This is a genomic window from Leptothrix mechoopdaensis (SeqCode), from assembly GCF_053893855.1.
In genome coordinates, this window is the sequence record NZ_CM132699.1 from 3,698,351 (window position 1) to 3,720,885 (window position 22,535).

Consider the following 22,535-nt stretch of genomic DNA (forward strand, 5'->3'; position numbering starts at 1 on the left):
CTGCGCTTCAGGTGAGCCGGACGGTGCCGGCGATCAGGCCGCAGACATCGCCGCCGATCCAGACCACGTCGCCGTCGGCACCGCCTTCGGCCTCGACATGGATGCGGCCATCGCGGCCCAGCGCACGACCTTGTCCGGCCACGTAGCGCGTCGGCGCGATGCCCGCGCCGATCAGCCATTGCGCGATGCCGGCGTTCAGGCTGCCGGTGACCGGGTCCTCGGGCACGCCCAGTTCGGGCACGAAGGCGCGCACCTCGAAGTCGAGTTCGCCGCCCGGCGGGTAGGCGCCGACGACGCCCAGTTCCAGGCCACGCATGTGCAGCGGATCGGGCCGCAGCGCGTTCACCGCCGCGGCGTCGTGCAGCAGCGCGGCGATCCAGGGCGGGCCGTTGTCGACCCACTGCACCGCGCGCACCGCCTCGGCCGGCAACTGCAAAGCGGCCAGCACCTGCGCATGCACGGCGGCATCGACAGGACCGCTGCGGCGCAGCGGCGGTGCGGCGAAGGCGAGCCGCGTGCCACCGTCCGCACGCGTCTGGCGGCGGATGCGCACCAGCCCGACGCCGCACTGCTGGACGATCTCGCCGTCACGTTGGGGCACGCCGCCGTGGTCCAGCCAGACCTGGCAGCTGCCCAGCGTCGGGTGGCCGGCGAACGGCAGCTCGCGGCCGGGCGTGAAGATGCGCACCCGGTAGTCGGCCGCCGGATCGGTCGGCGGCAGCAGGAAGGTGGTCTCGCTCAGCTGGGTCCAGCGGGCGAAGGCCTGCATCGTGGCCTCGTCCAGGCCCTCGCCGTCGACGACCACCGCGAGCGGGTTGCCGAGCATCGGCCGGGCGCTGAAGACGTCGACCTGGGCGTAGCGGCGCGTCACGTTCGTCATGGTCTCGGGCTCCTGGCTCAGCGTTCGAGATGGCGGCGCAGCACGCCGCCCAGCAACGACACCGCCGCCTCGATCTGCTCGGGGCTCAGCGTCACGAAGGACAGGCGCACGGTGCGCGCGTCGGCATGGTCGGCATAGAAGGCCGCGCCGGGCACGTAGGCCACGCCGGCCTCGACCGCCTGCGGCAGCAGCGCGATGGCGTCGCAGCCCTCGGGCAGCGTCAGCCAGAAGAACATGCCGCCCTGCGGCTGGCTCCAGCGCGTGCCGGCCGGCAGGTGGCGGACCAGCGCCTGCTGCATCGCGTCGCGCTGGGCCTTGTAGCGGGCCCGCACGGTCGGCAGGTGGCGGTCCAGGAAACCGTCGGCGATGACGGTGTGGACGATGCGCTGGTTGTAGCCCGGCGTGTGCAGGTCGGCGGCCTGCTTGGCCTGCAGCAGCTTCGGGTAGAGCGTCGGCGGCGCCACGACATAGCCCAGCCGCAGGCCGGGCGCCAGCACCTTCGAGAACGAGCCCAGGTAGATCGAGCCGTCGGCCCAGCGGCCGGTCAGCGCGGGCGGCGGCGGCGCGTCATACCAGAGGTCGCCGTAGGGGTTGTCCTCGACCAGCGGCACGCCGGATTGCTGCGCCGCCTCGACCAGCGCGGCGCGGCGGGCCTCGCCCATCACGCGGCCGGTGGGGTTCTGGTAGTTGGGCAACACGTAGAAGAAGCGGCCGGCCGGCGCGTGCATCGACAGCGCACGCAGCGACTCGGGCCGGGCGCCTTCCTCGTCGCTGTCGACCGAGATGAAGCGCGGCTCGAACGGCGAGAAGGCCTGCAGCGCGCCGAGGTAGGTCGGCGTCTCGACGGCCACCGGCGCCCCCGGGTCGACCAGCACCTTGGCGACCAGGTCCAGGCCCTGCTGCGAGCCGGTCGTGATCAGCACCTGGCTGGCCTGCACGTCCATGCCCTGGGTCTTCAGGTGGTGGGCGACCCAGTCGCGCAGCGGGCCGTAGCCCTCGCTGGCGGCGTACTGCAGCGCCTCGCGCGGGTGGTCACGCAGCACGCGCTCGCTGGCCTCGCGCATGGCCTCGATCGGGAAGGCGTCGGGCGACGGCAGACCGCCGGCCAGCGACAGGATGCCCGGCTGCTCGGTGACCTTCAGGATCTCGCGGATGACCGACGGGTTGAGCCGTGCGGCGCGCTGCGCCAGGTGCCAGGGCGGGGTCGGGAGGGACGTGTTCGTGGTCATGGCGAGCTCCGGCGAGCCGGGTTCCGTGGTGGGGACGAGATCAGGGGCGGGATTGTCAGCGCGACGGTGTGGCGGCCCGCACCGGCGCGCGCTTGCCGATCAGCACCAGCGCCATCACCGCCAGCGCGTAGCCGAGCGTGACGGCATCGAGCGGCTCGCCGAGCACCGGCACGGCCATCAGCAGCGCGAGGAAGGGCTGCACCAGCTGCACCTGGCTGACCCGCACCATGCCGCCGAGCACCAGCGCGCGGTACCAGGCGAAGAAGCCGAGCCACATCGAGAAGACGCTCAGGTAACCCAGGGCGGCCCAGGATGCGGCGCGGGCCGGCGCCTCGGGCCAGGCCAGCAGCGCGGCGGGCAGCGTCAGCGGCAGCGAACAGGCCAGCACCCAGCCGATGACCTGTTCGGCCGGCCGACGCGCCGACAGCTGCGCGCCCGACACATAGCCCATGGCCGCGCTGGCCACCGCCAGCAGCAGCCACAGGTCGGCCAGCACCAGCGTGCCGCCGCCGGCCTGCCACGCGAAGGACAGCACCAGCGCGCAACCGCCGACCGCGCAGAGCCAGAAGGCCGGCGAAGGGCGCTGGCGCAGCCGGAACGCGGCCAGCGCAGCGGTCGCCAGCGGCAGCACGCCGGTGATGACGGCGGCGTGCATCGCCGGCACCTGGCGCAGCGCCAGCGCGATGAACAGCGGGAAGCCCAGCACGGTGCCCAGCGCGCTGACGGCCAGCGGCGCCCATTCCTCGCGACGCGGCCGGCTCGCGCCCTGCCAGCGCAACCACGCCGCGCTCAGCAGGCCGGCACCGGCGGCACGCGCGGCGGTGACGAAGAACGGCGGCAGCTGCGGCGCGTCCTGCGGGCCGACCGCCAGCCGGGTCATCGGGAAGGTCAGCGCGAAGATCAGCACGCCCAGCAGGCCCAGCCACAGGCCGCGGGTCTCGTCGTGTCGGGTGGGGGTGTTCATGTCGTCGCCCTCAGCCACGCAGCGCGCCACCGAGCGCCAGCCACAGCGCAGTCAGCGCCAGCAGCGTCGCCATCGCCCGGTTGAAGACCAGCAGCCGCCGGCCCTGCGCCAGCCAGTGCCGCAGCAACGCGCCGACCAGCGCATAGCTGAAGTTGCTGGCGAAGGCGTAGAACATCATCGTCGGCACGACCACCAGCAGGCGCTCGCCGAGCGGCCCGGGCAGCACCCAGCCGGCGCTGACGGTCAGCGCCGCCATCCACGCCTTGATGTTGACGAACTGCAGCGCGACGCCCTCGCGGAAGCCGACGTCGAGCTGCGCGGCATCGGCCTCGGACATCTGGCGCGAGCGCCACAGCCGCGACGCCAGCAGCACCATGTAGCCCAGCCCGATCGCCTGGATCGCCCAGCCCAGCGGCGGCCAGGCCCGCACCGCGCCGGCCACGCCCAGGCTGGCCCCGAGCAGCAGCAGCAGCCAGCCGACCGGCACCGCCAGCACGAAACGCATCGCGCGGCGCAGCCCCAGGTTGGCCGCCAAGGCGGTCGACAGCGTGGTGTTCGGGCCGGGGGTGAAGGCCATCGCCGTGATCATCGCCAGCAGCGCAAGGTAGTCGGCAAGCGGCATGGCGAACTCGGGTTGGGGCGACAGGGTGGAAGGCATGCGCCACAGTCTAGGCGCGACGAACGACACACAAGCAGTACAGTTGGACCGATCACAGCGGTGATCTGTATGGCCGATCCTGGCGATACACCCCATCCGCCGGAGCCTGGACATGACCACCGCACTGCCATTGTCGGCCGCGCCCCTGACCCGCCACAGCGGCCAGACCCTGAGCGAACAGCTCGCCGGCCAGGTGGCCGAACGGATCCGCCAGCGCCTGCTGGCCCCCGGCGCGCGCCTGCCGTCGGTGCGCGACGCGGCGCGCCGACACGGCGTCAGCCCGCACACCGTCGTCGCGGCCTACGACCAGCTGCTGGCGCAAGGCCTGGTCGAGGCCCGCAAGCAGCGCGGCTTCTTCGTGCGCGGCCCGCAGGCCGATCCGGCGGCCGCCCGCAGCGGTCCGGCGGTGGCGGGGTCCGGTGCGGCCGGCGAGCCTGGGGCGTCCGGCCCGGCCGGCCCGCAGGTCGCCCCGATCGACGCGACCGCGCTGATCCGCGGCATGTTCCAGGCCAGCGGCGGCAAGCCCGGCCCCGGCCTCGGCACCCTGCCCGCCGCCTGGCTGGACCTGCCGCTGCTGCATGGCGCCCTGCGCCGCGTGATGGCCGATGACCGCCACGCCGGCGCGGCCGCCTCGTCGCTGCTCTATGGCGAGGCGGCCGGCGACCGGCGCCTGCGCGAGGCGCTGTCGCACCGCCTGCAGGACCTGGGCATCCCGGCCGCGCCGGAGCGCATCGTCACCGCCGTCGGCGCGACCCATGCGCTGGAGCTGATCTCGCGCACCCTGCTCGCCCCCGGCGACGCGGTGCTGATCGACGACCCGGGCTGGGCGGTCGAATCGGCCCGCCTGTCGCGACAGGGCCTGCGCCTGCTGCCGGTGCCGCGCGGCGCCGACGGCCCCGATCTGGACGTGATGGACGCGCTGGCCCGCGAGCATCGGCCGCGCCTGTACGTGACGGTGTCGGTGCTGCACAACCCGACCGGCCACACGCTGGGCCTGAACACGGCGCACCGGCTGCTGCAGCTGGCGCAGGCGCACGATTTCCTGATCGCCGAGGACGACACCTACGCCTACCTCGCGCCGCCCCACGCGCCCCGGCTGGCCGCCCTGGACGGCCTGCAGCGCACGATCTACGTCAGCGGCTTCTCGAAGATCCTGGCGCCGAGCTGGCGGGTCGGCTACCTGGCCGCGCCGGCCGGGCTGGTCGACCGGCTGGTCGACACCAAGATGCTGGGCACGCTGACCAGTCCGGCGCTGTTCGAGCAGGCCGTGGCGATCTGCCTCGAACAGGGCCTGCTGCGCCGCCACGCCGAGCGGGTCGGCACCTTGCTGGCCGCCGCCCGGACCCGCAGCGTGCGGCTGGCCGAGTCAGCCGGCTGCCGCTTCCTGACGCCGCCGCAAGGCCTGTTCGGCTGGGTCGAGACCGGCGTGGACACCGAACGGCTGGCCTTGCCGCTGCTCGACGCCGGCTGGCTGATCGCGCCGGGCACGCTGTTCCACGCCAACCGGCGTCCGAGCACCGCCATGCGCATCAACTTCGCCAGCTCGCAGGACAGCGCGTTCTGGAAAGCCTTCTCGGCCGCGCGCATGAAAAACGCCGGCTCGAAGCCGGCGTGATCGTGGGGGGAAGTCGGCCGACGCGCGTTCAGGCGTGTTCGACCAGCGCCTTGCGCATCTTCTTCATCGCGGCCACCTCGATCTGGCGGATGCGCTCGGCGCTGACGCCGTATTCGGCCGCCAGCTCGTGCAGCGTCATGCCGCCGGAGCCGTCGTCGTTCACCTGCAGCCAGCGCTGCTCGACGATGCGACGGCTGCGGGCGTCGAGCACGTCCAGCGCGCGGATCAGGCCAGGGCCGGCCAGCTCGTCGCGGTGACGGGCTTCGAGCGCACGGGTCGGCTCCTGGCGCTCGTCGGCGAGGTAGGCGATCGGCGCGTAGCTCTCGTCGTCCTCGTTCGCACCCGGCTCCAGCGCGACGTCGCCGCCGGCGAAGCGGGCCTCCATCTCGATGACCTCCTCGCGCTTGACGTTGAGTTCACGCGCGACGGTGTCGATCTCGGCGTCGGTCAGGGTGGTGCGGTGGGTCGAACCGTCCTGCGCCTCGGCGGCCTCGCCCTTGAGCTGGCGCTTCATCGAACGCAGGTTGAAGAACAGCTTGCGCTGCGCCTTGGTGGTCGCGAGCTTCACGACGCGCCAGTTCTTCAGGATGTACTCGTGGATCTCGGCCTTGATCCAGTGCATCGCGTAGCTGACCAGACGCACGCCCTGTTCCGGGTCGAAGCGCTTGACGGCCTTCATCAGGCCGACGTTGCCTTCCTGGATCAGGTCGCCTTGCGGCAGGCCGTAGCCGACGTACTGGCGCGCCACCGAGACGACCAGCCGCAGGTGCGACAGGACGAGTCGACCGGCGGCTTCGACGTTCTGCTCGTCGCGCAGCTGGCGGGCGAAGCGCACTTCTTCCTCCGGCGTCAGCAGCGGCAGCCGGTTGACGGCGCTGATGTAGGCATCGAGGTTGCCAAGCGACGGCAGCAGCGACCACGGATCGCGGACGATGACGGCGTTGCTGGCAGTGGAAGCAGACAGGTTCATGGTGGACATAGACGGGTCTGGGCTCCTGGAGTTCCTCGATGTTAGCAGTCGCACCCCGAGAGTGCTAAGCGCCGGACTTCGTCCCTTCCGGCCGAAAATGAACAAGCCATGACCACCGGAGCCTCCACCGTGAACAAGGTCTCGCCGCACCGATCCGCTGCCCTGCAGGCCCTGATGGACCGCGAGCGCGCCGCCTATGTCGCGCGACAGCCGCGGTCGAGGGCGCAGGCCGCGCGCGCGGCCGCTCACCTGATGTTCGGCGTGCCGCTGCACTGGATGCAGGACTGGGGCACGCCCTTCCCGCTGCAGATCGACCGGGCCGAGGGCGCCCGCGTGGTCGACCTGGACGGCCACGAGCGCGCCGACTTCTGCCTGGGCGACACCGGCGCGATGTTCGGCCACGCGCCGCCGGCGGTCGTGCAGGCGCTGGCACGCCAGGCCGCGCGTGGCAGCACGGCGATGCTGGCCGGCGAGGACGCGGCCGTCGTCGGCGAGCTGCTGGCCGCCCGGTTCGGCCTGCCGCAATGGCAGTTCGCGATGAGCGCCAGCGACGCCAACCGCTACGTCATCCGCTGGCTGCGCGCGGCCAGCGGGCGGCCGAAGGTGCTGGTGTTCGACGGCTGCTACCACGGCACCGTCGACGACGTCTTCGTCGACCTGGTCGACGGCCGGCCGGTGCAGCGCCCGAGCCTGCTCGGTCAGGTCCACGACCTGCGGTTGCACACCGTCGTCGTGCCCTTCAACGACCTCGACGCGCTGGACGCCGCGCTGGCCGGTGGCGACGTCGCCTGCGTGCTGGCCGAGCCGGCGATGACCAACGTCGGCATGGTGCTGCCCGACCCGGGCTACTGGCCGGCCGCGCGCGCGCTGATCCGCCGCGCCGGCACCGCCCTGGTCGCCGACGAGACCCACACGCTCAGCGTCGGCCCGGGCGGCATGGCCGGCGCGATCGGGCTGGACCCGGACGCGCTGGTGGTCGGCAAGGCGATCGGCGCGGGCATGCCCTGCGCGGCCTACGGCTTCAGCGCCGAATGGGCCGAACGGGCGATGCGGGCCAAGCGCGACGCGCCGCCCGGCCATTCCGGCATCGGCACGACCTTGAGCGGCAACCTGCTGGCGATGGCCGCGATGCGCGCCACGCTGGAGACGCTGCTGACCGACGCCGTCTACGCGCCGATGCTGACCCGCTCGGGCGAACTGGCCGCCGGCCTGCGCAGCCTGATCGCCCGCCACGGCCTGCCCTGGTGCGTGACGCAGCTGGGCGCGCGCTGCGAGTTCCAGTTCTGCCCCACGCCACCCCGCAGCGGCGCCGAGGCCGAGGCGGCGATGGACCCGGCGCTGGAGGCGCTGATCCACCTGGCGCTGCTCAACCGCGACGTGCTGATCACGCCCTTCCACAACATGCTGCTGTGCTGCCCGGCCACCGGCGACGACGACGTGCGGCGGCTGCTCGACGGGCTGGACACGATCCTGGCCGAGATCGTGGCCTGATCAACGGCCAGCGCGTTCCTCGTAGGGCTCGACCTTGACGGCGTCGAGGTGGTAGCCGCTGACGCCCATCGCCGACTCGTCGCGCCGGACCTTCAGCGTGCCGCTGGCCCAGACCGGCACCATGCCCTTGATGCCCTTGACCGGCTTGATCGGCTCGACGTGGATGATCTGGTTGGCCGGCGGCGGCGGCGTGTGGATGCAGGCGCCGAAGTAGGGCACCAGCAGGAACTCGCGCAGTTCGCCCTTGCTCTCTTCGAGCGGCACCACGTAGCCGGCGATGCGGATGCTGCGGCCGTCCAGCTCGGGCACCGTCGGCGCCTTGTCCCAGGCCGCGCGCAGCTCGTCCATCAGCGCCTGCGTCTTCGGGTCGCCGTCCATCAGGCCCTGGAAGTTGCGGCCCTTGAAGCCCTTCATCGGGTCCCAGTTCTTGGGCATCAGCGCGTCCCAGGGGAGCTCTTTCGGCGCGTCCTTCGGCTCGGCCGCCAGGCTCCACGGCGACGACACGGCCAGGCCGGTCGCGACGGCGACGTGCAGCAGGTGACGGCGGTTCAGCACGCGGACGTGACTCATGAGGGGGCTCCGGAAAGTCGTGATCTTCGGGGATCGGTGCGGACGTTCAAAGCCGGGGCGAAAGACCATCGGCCAGCGACAGCCGGTAGGCGCGCCAGCCGGGCAGCAGGCTGGCGGTCCAGCCACCCAGCAGCACCGCACCGACCCAGCGCCATTCGTCGGCGGCGGGCCAACCCAGGCTCGGGCGCAGGCCCGTGTGCTGCTGGACCAGGTCGGCGCCCAGCACCAGCAGCAGCGCGCCGGCCAGCAGGCCCAGCACGACGCCGGCCAGCGTGACCAGCGCACCTTCGAGCGCCAGCAGGCCCAGCAGCGTGCGCGGACCGCAGCCGACCGCGCGCAGGATCGCCAGCTCGCGCCGACGCTGCGCCAGCCCGGCCAGGATCACCGCGACCAGCCCCGCCAGGCTGACGACCGAGACCAGCGCGCCGACCGCCAGCAGGCCCCGTTCGCCGATGCCGATGACCTCCCACAGCTCGTCCAGCGCGACGCCGGGCAGCACGGCCAGCAGCGGCTCGGCGCGGTGGTTGGCGATCTGGCGCTGGACCGAGAACACCGCCGCGCGCGACTTCAGCCCGACCAGCACGGCGGTGACGCTGCGTGGCGTCAGGTCCTGCTGCGCCAGCTGGTCGAGCGGTACCGCCATCGACGCGACCGGCACGCCGGCCTGCCAGTCGATGTGCAGCGCCTCGATCGCCTCCAGCGAGACGTGCAGCGAACGGTCGACCGGCGTGCCGGTGGGCGCCAGGATGCCGACCACCTTGAAGGGCTTGTCGGCATGGTCGTTGGCCGCGATGGCGCCGTCGCCGTGGCTCAGCACGACGCGCTGGCCCAGGCCGTAGCCGAGCCGGCGCGCGACCTCCGAACCGATCACGACATCGAACACGCCGTCGATGCCGTCGACGAAGGGCCGGCCCTCGCGCAGCTGCAGCGCCTGTTTCTCGCCGTAGCGGAAACGTTCGAAATAGGCCGCCCGGGTGCCGACGACGGCGTAGCCGCGGTGGCTGTCGCCCAGCGCGATCGGCAGGGTCCAGGCGACGGCGCGGTGCTGTTCGAGCATCTGCACGGATGCCCAGCCGATGTTGTTGGTTGCGCTGCCGATGCGAAAGACCGCATACAGCATCAGCTGGACCGGCCCGGTGCGCGCGCCGACGATCAGGTCGGTGCCCGAGACGGCCTGCGAGAAGTTGTCGCGCACCTCGTGGCGGATCCGCTCGATGCCCACCAGCAGCAGCGTCGACAGCGCGATCGACGCCACCACCAGCGCCAGCACGCCGCGCCGGTTCCAGGCGCTGCGCAGCGCCAGCGAGAACATCGCGGCGTTCATGCCGGATCCTCGGCCAGCAGGTCACCGCCGACGTCCGCGCGGTTGATCAACGTCAGGTCGATCACGCGGTCGAAACGCGGCGCCAGCCGGGCATCGTGGCTGACGAAGACCAGCGTGCTGCCGGCCTCGGCGCAGGCGCCCAGCAGCAGGTCCATGAAGGCGTCGCGACGGGCCTCGTCGAGCGCCGAGGTCGGCTCGTCGGCCAGCACCAGCTCGGGCGCGCCGATCAGCGCGCGGGCGGCGGCCACGCGCTGCTGCTGGCCCACGCTGAGGCGGTCGGCCCGGCGCGTGGCCAGCTCGCCGCGCAGGCCCACGCGGTCGAGCAGCGCGCGGGCGGCGCGTTCACGCGCGCGCGCATCGGCACCGGCCCGGCGCGCCCGCAGCGCCGACAGGCGGCAGGGCAGCAGCACGTTGTCGAGCACCGACAGGTAGGGCAGCAGGTTGAACTGCTGGAACACGATGCCGATGTGATCGGCCCGGCGCCGGTCGCAGGCCGAGGCCGGCAACGCGGCCCAGTCCTGGCCCAGCAGCTCGACCCGTCCGGCGCGGGCGCGCTGCACCCCCGCGATCACCGCCAGCAGCGTGCTCTTGCCGCAGCCGCTGGGACCGCGCACGAAGGCGGTCTGGCCGGCGGGCAGGTCGAGCGTGTCGATGTCGAGCACGTCGCGCGGCTCGCCCGGCCAGCCGTGGCGCAGCGCCGCGATGCGCAACAGTGACGCGGGCGGCGGCGCGGGCGGCGGGATCGGTGCGCCCGTCATTCAGCGGCCCCAGCGCAACACGGTGGCCGGGCGCTTCAGCTCGGCCTTGAACTGGCCTTGCGGACCGGCGATCTGGCCGCTGACGCGGGCGATGCGCGGGGCGGCCTTCAGCAGCCCGTCCAGGTCGAGGCTGCGCAAGGCGACCGGGTTGGCGCACGTCCACGTCCAGGTCGCCTCCAGGTCGGCATGGCCGTCGGATGACGCGGTGCCGCCCGCTTCCAGCACGCCGGGTTCGATCTCGAACGCGCCGGGCGTGCAGCCGGCGGCGGCGTCCGGCCTGAACAGCCCTGCCGGCGTGCGCAGACGGCTCAGCAGCGTCTGCGCGGTCTGCTTCTGGGCGGCGGTGCGGGGCGCGTGTTCGAAGCCCACCAGACTGTCCAGCGGCGCCTCAAGCTGCACGGTCAGCGTGGCGGCCTCGATGCCGATCGACAGGGCGATGGCGCCGTGCTGATGGGCATGGGTCTGCGCCTGCACGGCACCGTGCCAGGCCAGCAGCGGCAGCAGCCAGGTCAGCCCGGCACGCGCGGGTCGTCCGAAGGGTTGATCGGTGACATCGGTCATGTGCGTTCTCCAGGGGTTCCAGGCATCGGGGCGCCGAGTGCCTCGGCCAGGGCGCGGGTGTTGTGCGACATCAGCGCCAGCCAGCTGTCGGCCTCGCCGCCGGGCCGCGTCAGCGCGTCGCCGTGCAGGCGCTTGCGGGCGACCACCGCGCCGCTGTCCTGCGCGATCTGGCGCATCAGGCGCTCGTCGCGCAGCGCGTCGACGAAGACCGCGCGCACGCCGGTCTTGCGCAGCAGCGTGACCAGCCGCGCGACGGCCGCCGCCGAAGGCTCCAGGTCGGCGCCGGACGCGGCCAGCGGCGTGACCATGTCCAGCCCGTAGGACGCCGCGAGATAGGCGTAGCCGCCATGCGGCGTGTAGAAGCGCCGCTGGCCTTCGGGCAGGTCCTGCAGGCGGCGACGCGCGTCGGCATCGACCCGGTCGAGCCGGACCAGGAAATCGGCCAGCCGCTCGCGCAGCAGACCGGCGCGGTCCGGCACGCGGCGCTGCAGCGACTGGCTCAGCAGCTGAGCCACCTGGCGCACCCGCGCCGGGTCGTGCCACAGGTGCGGATCGGGCAGCGGCCCGCGCCGCAGCGGCTCGATCGCGTCGGCCGCCGTGACCATCGGCAGCGACGCCGATGCGGCCTCGCGCAGACGCGGCAACCAGCCCTCGAAGCCCAGGCCGTTGACGAACAGCAGGTCGGCATCGACCAGCCGCCGCGCATCGGCCGGCGTGGGCGAGTAGGCGTGGGTGTCGGCCTCGGGTCCGACCAGCGCGCTGACCTCGGCCTGTGGCGGCGCCAGTTCGCGCACCAGGTCGGCCAGGATCGAGAAGCTGGCGACCAGGCGCAGGGGTCGACCGGATGACGATGCCGCACGGGCCATCGGCAACGACTGCACCGACAGCACAGGCAGCACGGACGCGCCCGCCGCCAGCAGCCATGCGCGACGCGTGCGCCCGGACCGATCGACCGCCGTCATGGCTGCACCGCCGTTCCCAGCGGACCGTAGGCGCGCCGGTTGCGCCAGACGCCGTCGACCCGCCCGAACAGCAGCGAGCCGACATAGGCCAGACCGGCCAGCAGCACGATCGCGGGGCCGGACGGCAGTTCGGCATGGAAGGACAGCAGCAGCCCGCCGACACCGGACAGCGTGCCGATCGCCCAGGCGCCCAGCACCATGCCGGTCAGGCTGCGGCTCCAGAAACGCGCGGCCAGCGCCGGCAGCATCAGCTGGCCGATCGCCATCAACGCACCCAGCGCCTGCAGCGCGCCGACCAGGTGCAGCACCAGCAGCGCCAGCAGCAGCGCGTGGCCCCAGCGGCCGGCCCGCGTGCCGCCCGTGCCTGAACTGGCACGCAGGAAGGCCGGGTCCAGGCTGTCGAACACAAGCACGCGCCAGCCGGCGGCCAGCGCCAGCAGCATCAGGCTGGACAGGGCCGCCAGCGCGAGCAGCGCGGTCGCATCGACCGCCAGCACGCTGCCGAACAGCAGGTGGAGCAGGTCAGGCCCGCCACTGCCGCGCGCCATCAGCAGCACGCCGGCGGCCAGGGCGATCAGGTAGAAGGCCGAGAAGCCGGCGTCCTCATGCTGGCGGGTGTGGCGGCTGGCCAGTCCGGCCACGCAGGCCACCAGCGCCGCGGCGACCAGGCTGCCGGCGGTCATCGCCAGCAGCGACAACCCCGCCAACGCATGGCCCACGGCGGCACCGGGCAGCAGCGCGTGGGCCACGGCCTCGCCCACCAGGCTCATGCGGCGCAGCACCAGCAGGCAGCCGAGCGGCGCGGCGGTCAGGGTCAGCGCCAGCGTGGCAAGCAGCGCGCGGCGCATGAAGCCGTAGTCGGCGAACGGCTCGATCAGCCCGGCACCGGCAAGGCTGAGGCTGGCGGTCTCGATCCAGGTGTTCATCGGCTTGCGGGATCGGCTCAGGCCGCGCAGGGCCAGGGTGACCGCCCGGGCGCGACCTGCGGCGAGCGAGCCCGCACCGGTCCCCAGGATGCGCAGCGCGACACGCCGCTGTCCGGGCCGGTGCCTGGCGGGCCAGGCTGCAGCAGCAGGGCCTCGTCGAACAGCGCGGGCAACGGGTGACGCTCGTGCAGCACGGCCACCACCGTGCGGCCTTGCGCAAGGGCCTGTCGCAGCAGCTCGTCCAGCCGCTCGGCCGAGGCCTGGTCCAGGGCGGTATGGGGCTCATCGAGCAGCAGCAGGTCGGCGTCCTGCAGCCAGACGCGCGCCAGCCGGGCGCGTTGCCACTGCCCGGCCGACAGCTCGGCCAGCGGCACGTCGGCCAGCGCGACGAGGTCGAAGCGCGCCAGCACGGCATCCAGCGCGCGACGCTCGGCCGCACCCATGCCGCGCCACGCGCCCAGGCGCGGCCACAGGCCGGTGGCGACATAGCCGCGCAGGTCGATCGGGAAACGGCGGTCGACCGCATCGGCCTGGGTCAGCTCGGCCAGCCGGCCATCGGCAGGGCGTTCGATGCGCCCGGCGCTGGGCCGCAGACGCCCGGCCAGCGCCGCGAGCAGCGTGCTCTTGCCGATGCCGTTGGGGCCCAGCACGGCCGTGGCGCTGCCGCGCGGGAAACGCCCGGACAGGCCGGCCAGCACGGTCCGGCCGGCAGGGGCCAGCGCCAGCTCGTGCAGCGTCAGGGCCGCAGGCGGAAGGACGGTATGCATGGTCCGCCTCAGGACGACCAGACCACGCCGGCCCACAGCGGCACCAGCACGGCGGCGGCGGCCAGCAGGCGCAGCGCGACGGACCAGTCTGCCGGGTCGGTCCGGACGCGGCCGGCGCGGCTGGCCGTCATGCCGGGGCTCCGGGGACGGGGTCGGCAGCGGCAGGGGCCGCCGCACAGTCGCCGCACAGGCCGTGCAGCGTCAGCTCATGGCGTTCGACGACGAAGCCGGCCGGGGCGATCTGCTCGATCTGGCCGGGGCAGCCGTCGAGCGGGTAGACGCGGTTGCAGCGCTGGCAGTGGAAGTGGTGCAGGTGCGCCTGCACGATCCACTCGTAACGCACCGGCTGGCCGGGCAGTTCGAGCGTGCGCACCCGGGCGTCGACCTGCAGGGCCTTGAGATGGCGGTAGACGGTGGCGATGCCCAGCCCGGGCACCGTCGCCTGCGCGGCGGCCAGCAGCTCGGGCGCCGTCAGCGGCCGACCGGCGGCCAGCAGGCTGGCCTGGACGGCGCCACGCTGTCGCGTGCTGCGGGCACCGGCTGGCCGTTCGGAATGTGCGTGGGCAGGGACATGACCGGAGGACATGCCCAGATGATACGGTCCTCTCAATATTAATGAGAACGCCGTATCAACAGCAGGGGAATCCGCCCGTGGATCGGGCGCGGTCCGGCCTCAGCCCTGCAGCGGGCGCAGCGTCTTGCCCTCGACCTTGACGCGCGCGCCGACGGCCGGGGCGGTGGCCTGTTCGACCGTGCGCAGCTCACCGCCTTCGGTGCGGACCTTGACAACGTAGACCGTCTTGGCCTTGACCTGCTTCTCGACCTCGTGGCCGGCGACAGCACCGCCGATGGCGCCCAGCACCGTCATCGCGGTGCGGCCGTCGCCCTTGCCGAACTGGTTGCCGACGGCACCGCCGACAACGGTGCCGGCGACCGCGCCGACGCCGCTGCCTTCACCCTTGCGCTTGACGGCGGTGACCGACTCGACGACGCCGCAGTCGGCGCAGGCCGGCGCAGCGGACTCCACCCGGTCGGACCGCTCGGCCGGCGCCTTGGCGTTGTGCACGGCCTTGCCGGCCGGCTCGACCGCAGCGGCCTCGACCGGCGCGGCGGGCGACTGGCGGCCAGCGAAGTAGGCACCGCCACCGACGGCGAGCAGCGCGATGACGCCGCCGACGATCCAGCCGGTCGGCAGCGAACGTGCGGCGGGGGCGACGGTGGTGGGGTCGAGGGTCTGGGCCATGAGGGAACTCCGATCTGCAGGAACTTCAAGAAACACAAGTACAGGTGATTGGCTTGCGACGCTGACAAACGCAAGCCAGGACGAAGCAACGGCCGCGATTGAAGCGCGGACGACAAGGGCAGGCCAGAAAGAGGGGGAACAGTTGTAAGCGGCTGTCAATCCGGCATGGCCACACTGACATCACGTCACGCTCATGGCCTGATCCAGCGCAGCCCGTCGCCAGCCGATCGGTCGTCTGATCGCTCTGGGCGACAATTCGCCCCGTCCGCCCGCGCTCGGCGGCCAACCCAGCCCACAGAGGAGCCCCATGAACAAAGCCGAACTGATCGAGAAACTGGCCGCCGACCATGGCCTGACCAAGGCCGCCGCCGGCCGCATCATCGCCACCGTGCTGGACACCGTGGTGACGACCGTCAAGAAGGGTGGCAGCGTCACGCTGCCCGGCTTCGGCACGTTCAAGCAGCACGCGCGCGCAGCCCGCAACGGCGTCAACCCCGGCACCGGCGACAAGATCAAGATCGCCGCCGTCAAGCTGCCCAAGTTCACCCCGGGCACCGCCTTCAAGGCCGCCGTCGACCCGAAGGCCGCCGCCCGCAAGGCCGCCAAGGCAGCAGGCGCCAAGCCGGCCGCGAAGGCACCGGCCAAGAAGGCCGCCGCCAAGAAGAAGTGATCAGCCGGTGATCCGGTGATCCGGACCTGACGGTCCAACGACAAGAGGCCCCGAGGGGCCTCTTGTCGTTTCGGGGCCGTGCGGTTCGGCCCGTGTTGATCGGCCTTCCCGCCGATCAGCCCCGCTTGGTGACCAGCGTCAGGATGTCGTAGCTCGCCACCAGTTCACCGTGCTGGTTGGTCACCTCGACGTCCCACGCCACGACGCCCTGGCCGACGCCCTTGGCATCGGTGCGGTTGCGGTCGATCTTGCGCTTGGCGGTCAGGCGGGCCTGGATCGTGTCGCCGATCGGCACCGGCTTGACGAAGCGCAGCGTGTCCAGGCCGTAGTTGGCCAGCACCGGGCCGGGTGCCGGGCTGACGAACAGGCCGGCGGCGGCCGACAGCACGAAGTAGCCGTGCGCGATGCGCTGGCCGAACTGCGTGTCCTGCGCGGCAATCGCGTCGAAGTGCATGTAGAAATAGTCGCCCGAGACGCCGCCGAAGTTGACGATGTCGGCCTCGGTCACGGTACGCCGGTGCGTCAGCAGGCTCTCGCCGATGCGCAGGTCCTCGAAGTGACGACGGAAGGGGTGCACCTCCGTCTCGATGACCTTGGCACCGCGCACGTGTTCGCCGGTGACGGCCGCCAGCATGGTCGGCGAACCCTGGATCGCCGCGCGCTGCAGGTAGTGCTTGACGGCGCGGATGCCACCCAGTTCCTCGCCGCCGCCGGCCCGGCCCGGGCCGCCGTGCTTGAGCATCGGCAGCGGCGAGCCGTGGCCGGTCGATTCGGCGGCGGCCTCGCGGTCGAGGATCAGCATGCGGCCGTGGTGCGCCGCCACCTGCGGGATCACGCGGGCGGCCACCGCCGGGTCGCGCGTCACCAGCGTGCCGACCAGGCTGCCGCGGCCACGCGCGGCCAGCGCCATCGCCTCGTCGAGGTCGTCGTAGGCCATCAGCGTGCTGACCGGACCGAAGGCCTCGAGGTCATGGACCGCGTCGTGCTGCAGCGGCGCGCGGCTGAGCAGCAGCGTCGGCGCGAAGAAGGCGCCCTCGGCCACGCCCTCGCCTTGCGGCGCGAAGCCGTCGGCGGCGCTGCAGACGGTCTCGGCACCCTGCTGCAACAGGGCGACACGCTCGGCCACGTCGGCCAGCTGCGCATGCGAGGCCAGCGCGCCCATGCGCACGGCGGCCAGCGACGGATCGCCCACCACCGTCTTGGCCAGCCGCGCACGCAGCGCTTGAGCGACCGCATCGAGGTGCTGGCGCGGCACGATCGCGCGGCGGATCGCGGTGCACTTCTGGCCCGCCTTGACGGTCATCTCGCGGGCGACTTCCTTGACGTAGAGGTCGAACTCCTCGTCGTCGGGCGACACGTCCGGGGCCAGGATGGCGCAGTTCAGCGAGTCGGCCTCGGCATTGAACGGGATCGACTGGCGCACGATGTTCGGATGCGTGCGCAGCTTCGCGGCCGTGTCGGCCGAGCCGGTGAACGTGACCACGTCGCGGCCGTCGAGCCGGTCGAGCAGGTCGCCGGTGCCGCCGATCACCAGTTGCATCGCGCCGGGCGGCAGGATGCCGCTGGCATCGACCAGCCGCGCCATCGCCTCGGTCACGTAACTGGTCGCGGTGGCGGGCTTGCCGATGCACGGCATGCCGGCCAGGAAACACGGCGCGAACTTCTCCAGCAGTCCCCAGATGGGGAAGTTGAAGGCGTTGATGTGGACCGCGATGCCCTGGCGCGGCACCAGGATGTGGCTGCCGGCGAAGCGGTTGGTCTTGCCCAGCTGCGTGGCCGGGCCTTCGTGGATCAGGTTGCCCGAGGGCAGCTCGTTGCCGCCCATGCTGGCGTACGAGAACAGCGTGCCGGTGCCGCCCTCGATGTCGATGGCGCTGTCCACGCGCGTGGCGCCGGTGTGGGCCGAGATCGCGTAGAGCGTCTCCTTGTGTTCCAGCAGGTACTTGGCCAGCGCCTTCAGGCGCTGGGCGCGCTGCTGGAAGTCCAGCGCCAGCAGGGCCGGACCGCCGACGCGGCGGGCGAAGTCGACCGCCTCGCCGAAGTCGATCGCATCGGCATGGGTGCGCGCGACCGGCTGGCCGTTGACGGCGCTGCGCAGCACGGCGCCGGGCTCGGCGCCGAACCAGCGTCCGGCGATGTGGCTCTGGAGTTGGACGATCGGGGCAAGGGTCACGGCTTCGGGTCTCCGGAAGGAATGGGGTCGGCAGGTTCGGCGGGATCGACGGTGATCGTCCGCGGTGCAGGCGGCTGCACGCACGGCACGCCCTGGATGAACAGTTCGGCCACGATCGGCGCGAGCGTGGCGTGGCTCAGGCTGCCGTCCGGGCGCAGCCATGTGAAGAGCCAATTGACCATGCCGAACAGCAGCATCGTCAGCGGCTTGACGAGTCCGGCCTCGGACAGCGCCGGCTGCCAGCGCGCGATCGCGCCGGCCAGCCGCGACACCAGCTCGCGCTGGCGCTGCGCCAGCCGGGCCTGCTCGTCGGGTTCGAGGTAACGCACCTCGTCGGTCAGCACGCGCAACGCATCGGCCTGGCCGGCATAGCGGGTGACCAGGCACTCGATCAGCGCGCGCACCAGCGCCCGCTCGGGTGGCTCATCGGCTGAGCCTGCGGGGACGGCGCCGGATTCAGCACCGGCTTCGGCGCCAGATTCAGCCTGGGCGATGACCTCGTCGACGCTCGCATGCAGCGCATCGACCTGCGCATGCGCGATCTCGCGCAGCAGCTGCTGCTTGTCGGCGACGTAGTGGTACAGCGCGGCCTTGGACAGCCCGGCCGCCGCCGCGACCTGGGCCATCGTCGTGCTCGGGTAGCCCTGGGCCGCGAACAGCGCCGCCGCGTGGCCGAGGATGGCCTCGCGCTGGTCGTCGTGGCCGGGGGCGCGGGGACGGGCCATCGTGCGGCAGATCAGCGCGCGTCGAAGCTCAGCACCACGCGCTCGGTCAGCGGGTGGGCCTGGCAGCACAGCACGTGGCCGGCGGCAACCTCGGCCTTGTCGAGCGCGAAGTTGCGCTCCATGCGGACCTCGCCTTCCATCACCTTGGCGCGGCAGGTGCCGCACACGCCGGAGGTGCACGAGAACGGCAGCTCCATGCCGGCCGCGCTGGCGGCATCCAGGATGCTGGGCTGGTCGCGCCGGAACAGGATCTCGCGGCTCAGGCCGTCGCGGATCAGCGTGACGCGCGACTGCTCCGCATCGCCCGGCTGCGGTTCGTGCACCACCGCGCCGACCGGGGTGGCCGCGCCACCGGCCGGCTGCGCGATGCCGAAGCGCTCGATGTGGATGCGCGCCTCGTCGACGCCCGCAGCCAGCAGCGCCGCCTCGGCCTCGTCGTTCATCTGGAACGGCCCGCACACATAGGCGTGGTCGATGCCCGCGGCCGGCACCAGCGCGCCGAGGAACTCGCCGAGCTTGTCGCGGTTCATCAGGCCGTGGTTGATGGCCGAATCCGTTTGTTCGTCGGAGAAGACGTGGTGCAGCACCAGGCGGGTCAGGTAGCGGTTCTTGAGGTCTTCGAGCGCCTCCTTGAACATGGTCGACTGCAGCGAGCGGTTGCCGTAGATCAGCGTGCAGCGGCTGTTCGGCTCGCGCGCCAGCACCGTCTTCAGGATCGACAGGATCGGCGTGATGCCGCTGCCGCCGGCGATGCCGAGATGGTGGCGGCGCGAGGCCGGCTCGATCGGCACGAAGAAACGGCCTTGCGGGGCCATGACCTGCAGCGTGTCGCCGACCTTCAGCTCGGCGTTGATCCAGTTCGAGAACACGCCGCCGCGCACCTTGCGCACGCCCACGCGCAGCAGGCTGTGCTGCTCGACGTCGTCGACGCCCTCGCAGACCGAATACGAGCGGCGCAGGTCCTGGCCGTCGACCGTGTGGCGCAGCGTCAGGTACTGGCCCTGCGTGAAGGCGAAGGTCTCGCGCAGCTCGGGCGGCACCGCGAAGGTGACGACGACGGCCTCGGCGGTGTCGGGCTCGATGGCGCGCACCTGCAGCGGGTGGAACAGAACGCTCATGGTCGGTCCTCGTGAGGAGGCGGATGGACGGGAATGCCGATCAGATCGGCTTGAAATGCTCGAACGGCTCGCGGCAGGCACGGCAGCGCCACAGCGCCTTGCAGGCGGTCGAGCCGAAGGCCGACAGGCGTTCGGTGTCGCGACTGCCGCAGCGCGGGCAGGCCAGCGCCTGCGGCGCACGCGGCACGAACCGCAACACGGCGGTGCCGGGTTCGAGCGGGCCGTGATCGGCCGGACCTGGCGGGGCGATGCCGTAGGCGCGCAGCTTGTCGCGGCCTTCGGCGCTGATCCAGTCGGTGGTCCAGGCCGGGTCGCGCCGCAGCGTCGTGCGGACCGGGCCAAGGCCGGCCTGTTCGAGCGCCTCGCGCACGCTGGCCTCGATGACCTCGGTGGCCGGGCAGCCGGAATAGGTCGGCGTCAGCACGACGTCCAGCCCGCCGCCGCGTGTCTCGTCGGCTTCGAGCACCTCGCGCACGATGCCCAGGTCGATCACCGAGACGGCAGGCACCTCCGGGTCGGGCACGCCGTGCAGGACCTGCCAGGCCCGGTCGACGCGGCTGGCGAGCGTGCTCACCACGCGCCGCCCGGGTAGGTGCGTTGCAGCACCTGCATCTCGGCCAGCAGCGGGCCCATGTGTTCGCTGTGCAGGCCGCGCTTGCCGGTGCTGCGGAAGGCGGACTCGGCCGGCGCGGCCAGCTGCGCGGCGGCCAGCAGCGCGTTCATCTCGTCCAGCCAGGGCTGGCGCAGTGCGGAGGCGGCCGGGCCGAGGCCGGTGGCCTGGGCGTGCTGGTCGAGCGCGTCGTCCTCGAACAGCTCGGCGGCGTAGCGCCACTGCGCTTCCAGCGCGCGGGCCAGCCGCTGGGCCGATTCGGCCGTGCCGTCGCCCAGGCGCACGACCCAGTCGGCCGCGTGCTGCTGGTGGTAGCGGGCTTCCTTGACGGCCTTGGCGGCGATGGCGGCCAGCTCGCTGTCGGACGAGCCTTGCAGGCGCTCCCACAGCAGCCGCAGCCAGGTCGCCATCATCGCGTTGCGCAGCACGGTGAAGGCGAAGTCGCGGCCACCGCCGGCCATCGCGCCATAGGGGCCGTTGGGCAGCTCGACCAGCGTCGGGTTGAGGTAGTCGCGTTCCTCGCGCAGGAAGGCGAGCTGGTCCTCGTCCAGCGGCGCGGCGCCGGGGGCGGCCGCGAGCTGGCCGGCGCGGGTCAGCAGGCCGCGGGCCTGGCCGATCAGGTCGAGCGACATGTTGGTCAGCGCGATGTCCTCTTCGAGGATGGGCGCATGGCCGCACCACTCGCCCAGCCGCTGGGCCAGGATCAGGCAGGTGTCGCCCAGGCGCAGCACGTATTGCGCGGATGGGTCGGCGGGGCGGGCAATGGAGGCTTGCATGGCGGTCGTCTCGTTCCGGCCGGTCACATGTGGTCCACGGACTTCGGCAGTTGGTAGAAGGTCGGGTGGCGGTAGACCTTGTCTTCCATCGGGTCGAAGTACATGTCCTTGTCGGACGGGTCGCTGGCGACGATGTCGCTGCTGCGCACGACCCAGACGCTGGTGCCTTCCTGGCGCCGCGTGTAGACGTCGCGCGCCAGCTGGATCGCCATCGCGGAGTCGGCCGCGTGCAGGCTGCCGCAGTGCTTGTGGTCCAGGCCGGCCTTGCTGCGGACGAAGACTTCCCACAGCGGCCATTCGTTGGCGGTGGCGGTCTGGGTGGTCGGGGCGTTGGTGTTGCTCATGCGGGGACCTCCGGAAGGTCGATGCGGTCGATCGGTAAGGGCGTCTCGGGCGTCTCGGGCGATGCGGTCAGGGCGGCGCTGAGGCTCAGGCCGCGCGGCCCTGCGCGGCTGCGTCGCGTTCGGCCTGCTTGCGGGCATGGGCCAAGGCGGCCTCGCGCACCCAGGCGCCGTCGTCCCAGGCCCGCACGCGGGTGGCCAGCCGTTCGCGGTTGCACGGGCCGTCGCCGCCAACCACGCGCCAGAACTCGGCCCAGTCGATCGGGCCGTGGTCGTGGTGGCCGCGGGCCTCGTTCCATTTCAGGTCCGGGTCGGGCAGCGTGACGCCCAGCACCTCGGCCTGCGGCACGGTGGCGTCGATGAACTTCTGGCGCAGGTCGTCGTTGGAGACGCGCTTGATGCCCCAGCGCATGCTCTGCGCGCTGTTGGGGCTCTGGTCGTCGGGCGGGCCGAACATCATGATCGACGGCCACCACCAGCGGTTGACCGCGTCCTGGACCATCGCGCGCTGGGCGTCGGTGCCGTCCTTCATCATCGTCAGCAGCGCGTCGTAGCCCTGGCGCTGGTGGAAGGATTCCTCGCGGCAGATGCGCACCATCGCCCGCGCATACGGCGCATACGAGCAGCGGCAGATCGGCACCTGGTTCATGATCGCCGCGCCGTCGACCAGCCAGCCGATCACGCCCACGTCGGCCCACGTCAGCGTGGGGTAGTTGAAGATCGAGCTGTACTTGGCCTTGCCGGTGTGCAGCGCGTCGAGCAGCTGGTCGCGGCTCTGGCCCAGCGTCTCGGCGGCGGCGTAGAGGTAGAGGCCGTGGCCGCCCTCGTCCTGCACCTTGGCCAGCAGGATCGCCTTGCGCTTGAGCGTCGGCGCGCGGCTGATCCAGTTGCCCTCGGGCAGCATGCCGACGATCTCGCTGTGGGCGTGCTGGCTGATCTGGCGAGTCAGCGTCTTTCGGTAGTTCTCGGGCATCCAGTCCTTGGCCTCGATGAAGCCGCCGGCGTCGATGCGCTCGTCGAAACGGGCCTGCAGCGCCACTTCCTCGGCGCTGCGCAGCGCCTTCGGAGCCTCGGCGGCGCCGTCCTTGCCCATCGTGTCCATCGCCTGCGTGTACATGCCTGACCTCGCTCGTTCGTGCCCCCGGCTGAGGGCGTTCATTCATTGACCGTCCGGTCGGTAAATTATTCGAGACTTGACCGGACA

The 22,535-nt window shown here is 72.4% G+C and carries 25 protein-coding genes; 3 read left to right on the plus strand and 22 right to left on the minus strand.

The features are described 5' to 3' along the window. Positions 1 to 7: 7 nt before the first annotated feature. From ACWA7K_RS15975 to ACWA7K_RS15990, 4 genes are read right to left on the minus strand one after another with little or no spacing between them, the layout of a single operon-like run. Positions 8 to 880 (minus strand): PhzF family phenazine biosynthesis protein, encoded by an 873-nt coding sequence (locus ACWA7K_RS15975; protein WP_456162388.1) that lies wholly within the window; start codon positions 878 to 880, stop codon positions 8 to 10. A 17-nt stretch (positions 881 to 897) separates the two neighbouring features. Beyond that, positions 898 to 2,109 (minus strand): aminotransferase-like domain-containing protein, encoded by a 1,212-nt coding sequence (locus ACWA7K_RS15980; protein WP_456162389.1) that lies wholly within the window; start codon positions 2,107 to 2,109, stop codon positions 898 to 900. Between the two features lie 55 nt (positions 2,110 to 2,164). Next, positions 2,165 to 3,073, minus strand: coding sequence for a DMT family transporter (locus tag ACWA7K_RS15985; RefSeq protein WP_456162390.1), 909 nt, complete (start codon positions 3,071 to 3,073; stop codon positions 2,165 to 2,167). A gap of 10 nt (positions 3,074 to 3,083) precedes the next feature. Continuing rightward, complete coding sequence (locus tag ACWA7K_RS15990; protein WP_456162391.1) at positions 3,084 to 3,695, minus strand: LysE family translocator; 612 nt, start codon at positions 3,693 to 3,695, stop codon at positions 3,084 to 3,086. 148 nt (positions 3,696 to 3,843) lie between these two features. Here ACWA7K_RS15990 and ACWA7K_RS15995 point away from each other — a divergent pair, with 148 nt between their 5' ends. Next, entirely contained in the window at positions 3,844 to 5,346 is a 1,503-nt protein-coding gene (locus tag ACWA7K_RS15995) for an aminotransferase-like domain-containing protein (protein ID WP_456162392.1), read from the plus strand. A gap of 28 nt (positions 5,347 to 5,374) precedes the next feature. On the opposite strand, the gene rpoH is transcribed toward ACWA7K_RS15995, so the two are convergent. Next, positions 5,375 to 6,325 (minus strand): RNA polymerase sigma factor RpoH, encoded by a 951-nt coding sequence (gene rpoH / locus ACWA7K_RS16000; RefSeq protein WP_456162393.1) that lies wholly within the window; start codon positions 6,323 to 6,325, stop codon positions 5,375 to 5,377. A 99-nt stretch (positions 6,326 to 6,424) separates the two neighbouring features. On the opposite strand from rpoH, the gene ACWA7K_RS16005 reads away from it, so the two are divergent. Continuing rightward, positions 6,425 to 7,807, plus strand: coding sequence for an aspartate aminotransferase family protein (locus ACWA7K_RS16005; RefSeq protein ID WP_456210192.1), 1,383 nt, complete (start codon positions 6,425 to 6,427; stop codon positions 7,805 to 7,807). On the opposite strand, the gene ACWA7K_RS16010 is transcribed toward ACWA7K_RS16005, so the two are convergent. The 10 genes from ACWA7K_RS16010 to ACWA7K_RS16055 all read right to left on the minus strand — a co-directional run bounded on the left by ACWA7K_RS16010 (position 7,808) and on the right by ACWA7K_RS16055 (position 14,918). Beyond that, positions 7,808 to 8,377 (minus strand): DUF3299 domain-containing protein, encoded by a 570-nt coding sequence (locus ACWA7K_RS16010; RefSeq protein ID WP_456162395.1) that lies wholly within the window; start codon positions 8,375 to 8,377, stop codon positions 7,808 to 7,810. It abuts the gene before it with no gap. Positions 8,378 to 8,423: 46 nt separating this feature from the next. After that, positions 8,424 to 9,701: an ABC transporter permease gene (locus tag ACWA7K_RS16015; RefSeq protein ID WP_456162396.1), complete on the minus strand. Its 1,278-nt coding sequence runs from the start codon at positions 9,699 to 9,701 to the stop codon at positions 8,424 to 8,426. Then, the gene (locus tag ACWA7K_RS16020; protein ID WP_456162397.1) at positions 9,698 to 10,459 is read right to left on the minus strand and encodes an ABC transporter ATP-binding protein; all 762 of its coding nucleotides are present in this window, start codon (positions 10,457 to 10,459) and stop codon (positions 9,698 to 9,700) included. Before ACWA7K_RS16020 ends, ACWA7K_RS16015 begins: the two co-directional genes overlap by 4 nt. Then, on the minus strand, positions 10,460 to 11,020 hold the full coding sequence (locus ACWA7K_RS16025; protein ID WP_456162398.1) for a ZrgA family zinc uptake protein: 561 nt from the start codon (positions 11,018 to 11,020) through the stop codon (positions 10,460 to 10,462). Beyond that, positions 11,017 to 11,982: a metal ABC transporter solute-binding protein, Zn/Mn family gene (locus ACWA7K_RS16030; RefSeq protein ID WP_456162399.1), complete on the minus strand. Its 966-nt coding sequence runs from the start codon at positions 11,980 to 11,982 to the stop codon at positions 11,017 to 11,019. The genes ACWA7K_RS16025 and ACWA7K_RS16030 overlap by 4 nt, the downstream gene beginning before the upstream one ends. Beyond that, complete coding sequence (locus ACWA7K_RS16035) at positions 11,979 to 12,908, minus strand: metal ABC transporter permease (RefSeq protein ID WP_456162400.1); 930 nt, start codon at positions 12,906 to 12,908, stop codon at positions 11,979 to 11,981. Before ACWA7K_RS16035 ends, ACWA7K_RS16030 begins: the two co-directional genes overlap by 4 nt. Before the next feature lie 17 nt (positions 12,909 to 12,925). Further along, entirely contained in the window at positions 12,926 to 13,675 is a 750-nt protein-coding gene (locus tag ACWA7K_RS16040; protein ID WP_456162401.1) for a metal ABC transporter ATP-binding protein, read from the minus strand. Between the two features lie 8 nt (positions 13,676 to 13,683). Continuing rightward, complete coding sequence (locus tag ACWA7K_RS16045; protein ID WP_456162402.1) at positions 13,684 to 13,806, minus strand: hypothetical protein; 123 nt, start codon at positions 13,804 to 13,806, stop codon at positions 13,684 to 13,686. After that, the gene (locus ACWA7K_RS16050; protein ID WP_456162403.1) at positions 13,803 to 14,261 is read right to left on the minus strand and encodes a Fur family transcriptional regulator; all 459 of its coding nucleotides are present in this window, start codon (positions 14,259 to 14,261) and stop codon (positions 13,803 to 13,805) included. Before ACWA7K_RS16050 ends, ACWA7K_RS16045 begins: the two co-directional genes overlap by 4 nt. A gap of 87 nt (positions 14,262 to 14,348) precedes the next feature. Beyond that, positions 14,349 to 14,918, minus strand: a complete 570-nt coding sequence (locus ACWA7K_RS16055; RefSeq protein WP_456162404.1) for a glycine zipper 2TM domain-containing protein — start codon at positions 14,916 to 14,918, stop codon at positions 14,349 to 14,351. A gap of 307 nt (positions 14,919 to 15,225) precedes the next feature. Between ACWA7K_RS16055 and ACWA7K_RS16060 the strand changes: the two genes are divergently transcribed. Next, the gene (locus ACWA7K_RS16060) at positions 15,226 to 15,588 is read left to right on the plus strand and encodes an HU family DNA-binding protein (protein WP_456162405.1); all 363 of its coding nucleotides are present in this window, start codon (positions 15,226 to 15,228) and stop codon (positions 15,586 to 15,588) included. A 115-nt stretch (positions 15,589 to 15,703) separates the two neighbouring features. Here the strand turns inward: ACWA7K_RS16060 and paaZ are convergent, their stop codons facing one another. The 7 genes from paaZ to paaA all read right to left on the minus strand — a co-directional run bounded on the left by paaZ (position 15,704) and on the right by paaA (position 22,448). After that, positions 15,704 to 17,746, minus strand: coding sequence for a phenylacetic acid degradation bifunctional protein PaaZ (gene paaZ / locus ACWA7K_RS16065; protein WP_456168838.1), 2,043 nt, complete (start codon positions 17,744 to 17,746; stop codon positions 15,704 to 15,706). 11 nt (positions 17,747 to 17,757) lie between these two features. Next, complete coding sequence (locus ACWA7K_RS16070; protein WP_456162406.1) at positions 17,758 to 18,486, minus strand: TetR family transcriptional regulator; 729 nt, start codon at positions 18,484 to 18,486, stop codon at positions 17,758 to 17,760. 11 nt (positions 18,487 to 18,497) lie between these two features. Beyond that, positions 18,498 to 19,604, minus strand: a complete 1,107-nt coding sequence (paaE, locus tag ACWA7K_RS16075) for a 1,2-phenylacetyl-CoA epoxidase subunit PaaE (RefSeq protein ID WP_456162407.1) — start codon at positions 19,602 to 19,604, stop codon at positions 18,498 to 18,500. 40 nt (positions 19,605 to 19,644) lie between these two features. Then, positions 19,645 to 20,178 carry a 1,2-phenylacetyl-CoA epoxidase subunit PaaD gene (paaD, locus tag ACWA7K_RS16080; RefSeq protein WP_456162408.1) on the minus strand — a complete coding sequence of 178 codons (534 nt, stop codon included), beginning with the start codon at positions 20,176 to 20,178 and terminating at the stop codon, positions 19,645 to 19,647. Next, on the minus strand, positions 20,175 to 20,990 hold the full coding sequence (paaC, locus tag ACWA7K_RS16085) for a 1,2-phenylacetyl-CoA epoxidase subunit PaaC (RefSeq protein ID WP_456162409.1): 816 nt from the start codon (positions 20,988 to 20,990) through the stop codon (positions 20,175 to 20,177). Before paaC ends, paaD begins: the two co-directional genes overlap by 4 nt. 23 nt (positions 20,991 to 21,013) lie before the next feature. After that, positions 21,014 to 21,334 (minus strand): 1,2-phenylacetyl-CoA epoxidase subunit PaaB, encoded by a 321-nt coding sequence (gene paaB / locus ACWA7K_RS16090; protein ID WP_456162410.1) that lies wholly within the window; start codon positions 21,332 to 21,334, stop codon positions 21,014 to 21,016. Between the two features lie 85 nt (positions 21,335 to 21,419). Beyond that, the gene (gene paaA, locus ACWA7K_RS16095; RefSeq protein ID WP_456162411.1) at positions 21,420 to 22,448 is read right to left on the minus strand and encodes a 1,2-phenylacetyl-CoA epoxidase subunit PaaA; all 1,029 of its coding nucleotides are present in this window, start codon (positions 22,446 to 22,448) and stop codon (positions 21,420 to 21,422) included. Between the last annotated feature and the right edge of the window lie 87 nt (positions 22,449 to 22,535).

What these genes read in the sequence shown, in the direction of transcription:
- ACWA7K_RS15975 (WP_456162388.1), bottom strand. Translation starts at nt 880, where the DNA reads ATGACGAACGTGACGCGCCGCTACGCCCAGGTCGACGTCTTCAGCGCC.
- ACWA7K_RS15980 (WP_456162389.1), bottom strand. Translation starts at nt 2,109, where the DNA reads ATGACCACGAACACGTCCCTCCCGACCCCGCCCTGGCACCTGGCGCAG.
- ACWA7K_RS15985 (WP_456162390.1), bottom strand. Translation starts at nt 3,073, where the DNA reads ATGAACACCCCCACCCGACACGACGAGACCCGCGGCCTGTGGCTGGGC.
- ACWA7K_RS15990 (WP_456162391.1), bottom strand. Translation starts at nt 3,695, where the DNA reads ATGCCGCTTGCCGACTACCTTGCGCTGCTGGCGATGATCACGGCGATG.
- ACWA7K_RS15995 (WP_456162392.1), top strand. Translation starts at nt 3,844, where the DNA reads ATGACCACCGCACTGCCATTGTCGGCCGCGCCCCTGACCCGCCACAGC.
- rpoH (WP_456162393.1), bottom strand. Translation starts at nt 6,325, where the DNA reads ATGTCCACCATGAACCTGTCTGCTTCCACTGCCAGCAACGCCGTCATC.
- ACWA7K_RS16005 (WP_456210192.1), top strand. Translation starts at nt 6,425, where the DNA reads ATGACCACCGGAGCCTCCACCGTGAACAAGGTCTCGCCGCACCGATCC.
- ACWA7K_RS16010 (WP_456162395.1), bottom strand. Translation starts at nt 8,377, where the DNA reads ATGAGTCACGTCCGCGTGCTGAACCGCCGTCACCTGCTGCACGTCGCC.
- ACWA7K_RS16015 (WP_456162396.1), bottom strand. Translation starts at nt 9,701, where the DNA reads ATGAACGCCGCGATGTTCTCGCTGGCGCTGCGCAGCGCCTGGAACCGG.
- ACWA7K_RS16020 (WP_456162397.1), bottom strand. Translation starts at nt 10,459, where the DNA reads ATGACGGGCGCACCGATCCCGCCGCCCGCGCCGCCGCCCGCGTCACTG.
- ACWA7K_RS16025 (WP_456162398.1), bottom strand. Translation starts at nt 11,020, where the DNA reads ATGACCGATGTCACCGATCAACCCTTCGGACGACCCGCGCGTGCCGGG.
- ACWA7K_RS16030 (WP_456162399.1), bottom strand. Translation starts at nt 11,982, where the DNA reads ATGACGGCGGTCGATCGGTCCGGGCGCACGCGTCGCGCATGGCTGCTG.
- ACWA7K_RS16035 (WP_456162400.1), bottom strand. Translation starts at nt 12,908, where the DNA reads ATGAACACCTGGATCGAGACCGCCAGCCTCAGCCTTGCCGGTGCCGGG.
- ACWA7K_RS16040 (WP_456162401.1), bottom strand. Translation starts at nt 13,675, where the DNA reads ATGCATACCGTCCTTCCGCCTGCGGCCCTGACGCTGCACGAGCTGGCG.
- ACWA7K_RS16045 (WP_456162402.1), bottom strand. Translation starts at nt 13,806, where the DNA reads ATGACGGCCAGCCGCGCCGGCCGCGTCCGGACCGACCCGGCAGACTGG.
- ACWA7K_RS16050 (WP_456162403.1), bottom strand. Translation starts at nt 14,261, where the DNA reads ATGTCCTCCGGTCATGTCCCTGCCCACGCACATTCCGAACGGCCAGCC.
- ACWA7K_RS16055 (WP_456162404.1), bottom strand. Translation starts at nt 14,918, where the DNA reads ATGGCCCAGACCCTCGACCCCACCACCGTCGCCCCCGCCGCACGTTCG.
- ACWA7K_RS16060 (WP_456162405.1), top strand. Translation starts at nt 15,226, where the DNA reads ATGAACAAAGCCGAACTGATCGAGAAACTGGCCGCCGACCATGGCCTG.
- ACWA7K_RS16070 (WP_456162406.1), bottom strand. Translation starts at nt 18,486, where the DNA reads ATGGCCCGTCCCCGCGCCCCCGGCCACGACGACCAGCGCGAGGCCATC.
- paaE (WP_456162407.1), bottom strand. Translation starts at nt 19,604, where the DNA reads ATGAGCGTTCTGTTCCACCCGCTGCAGGTGCGCGCCATCGAGCCCGAC.
- paaC (WP_456162409.1), bottom strand. Translation starts at nt 20,990, where the DNA reads ATGCAAGCCTCCATTGCCCGCCCCGCCGACCCATCCGCGCAATACGTG.
- paaB (WP_456162410.1), bottom strand. Translation starts at nt 21,334, where the DNA reads ATGAGCAACACCAACGCCCCGACCACCCAGACCGCCACCGCCAACGAA.
- paaA (WP_456162411.1), bottom strand. Translation starts at nt 22,448, where the DNA reads ATGTACACGCAGGCGATGGACACGATGGGCAAGGACGGCGCCGCCGAG.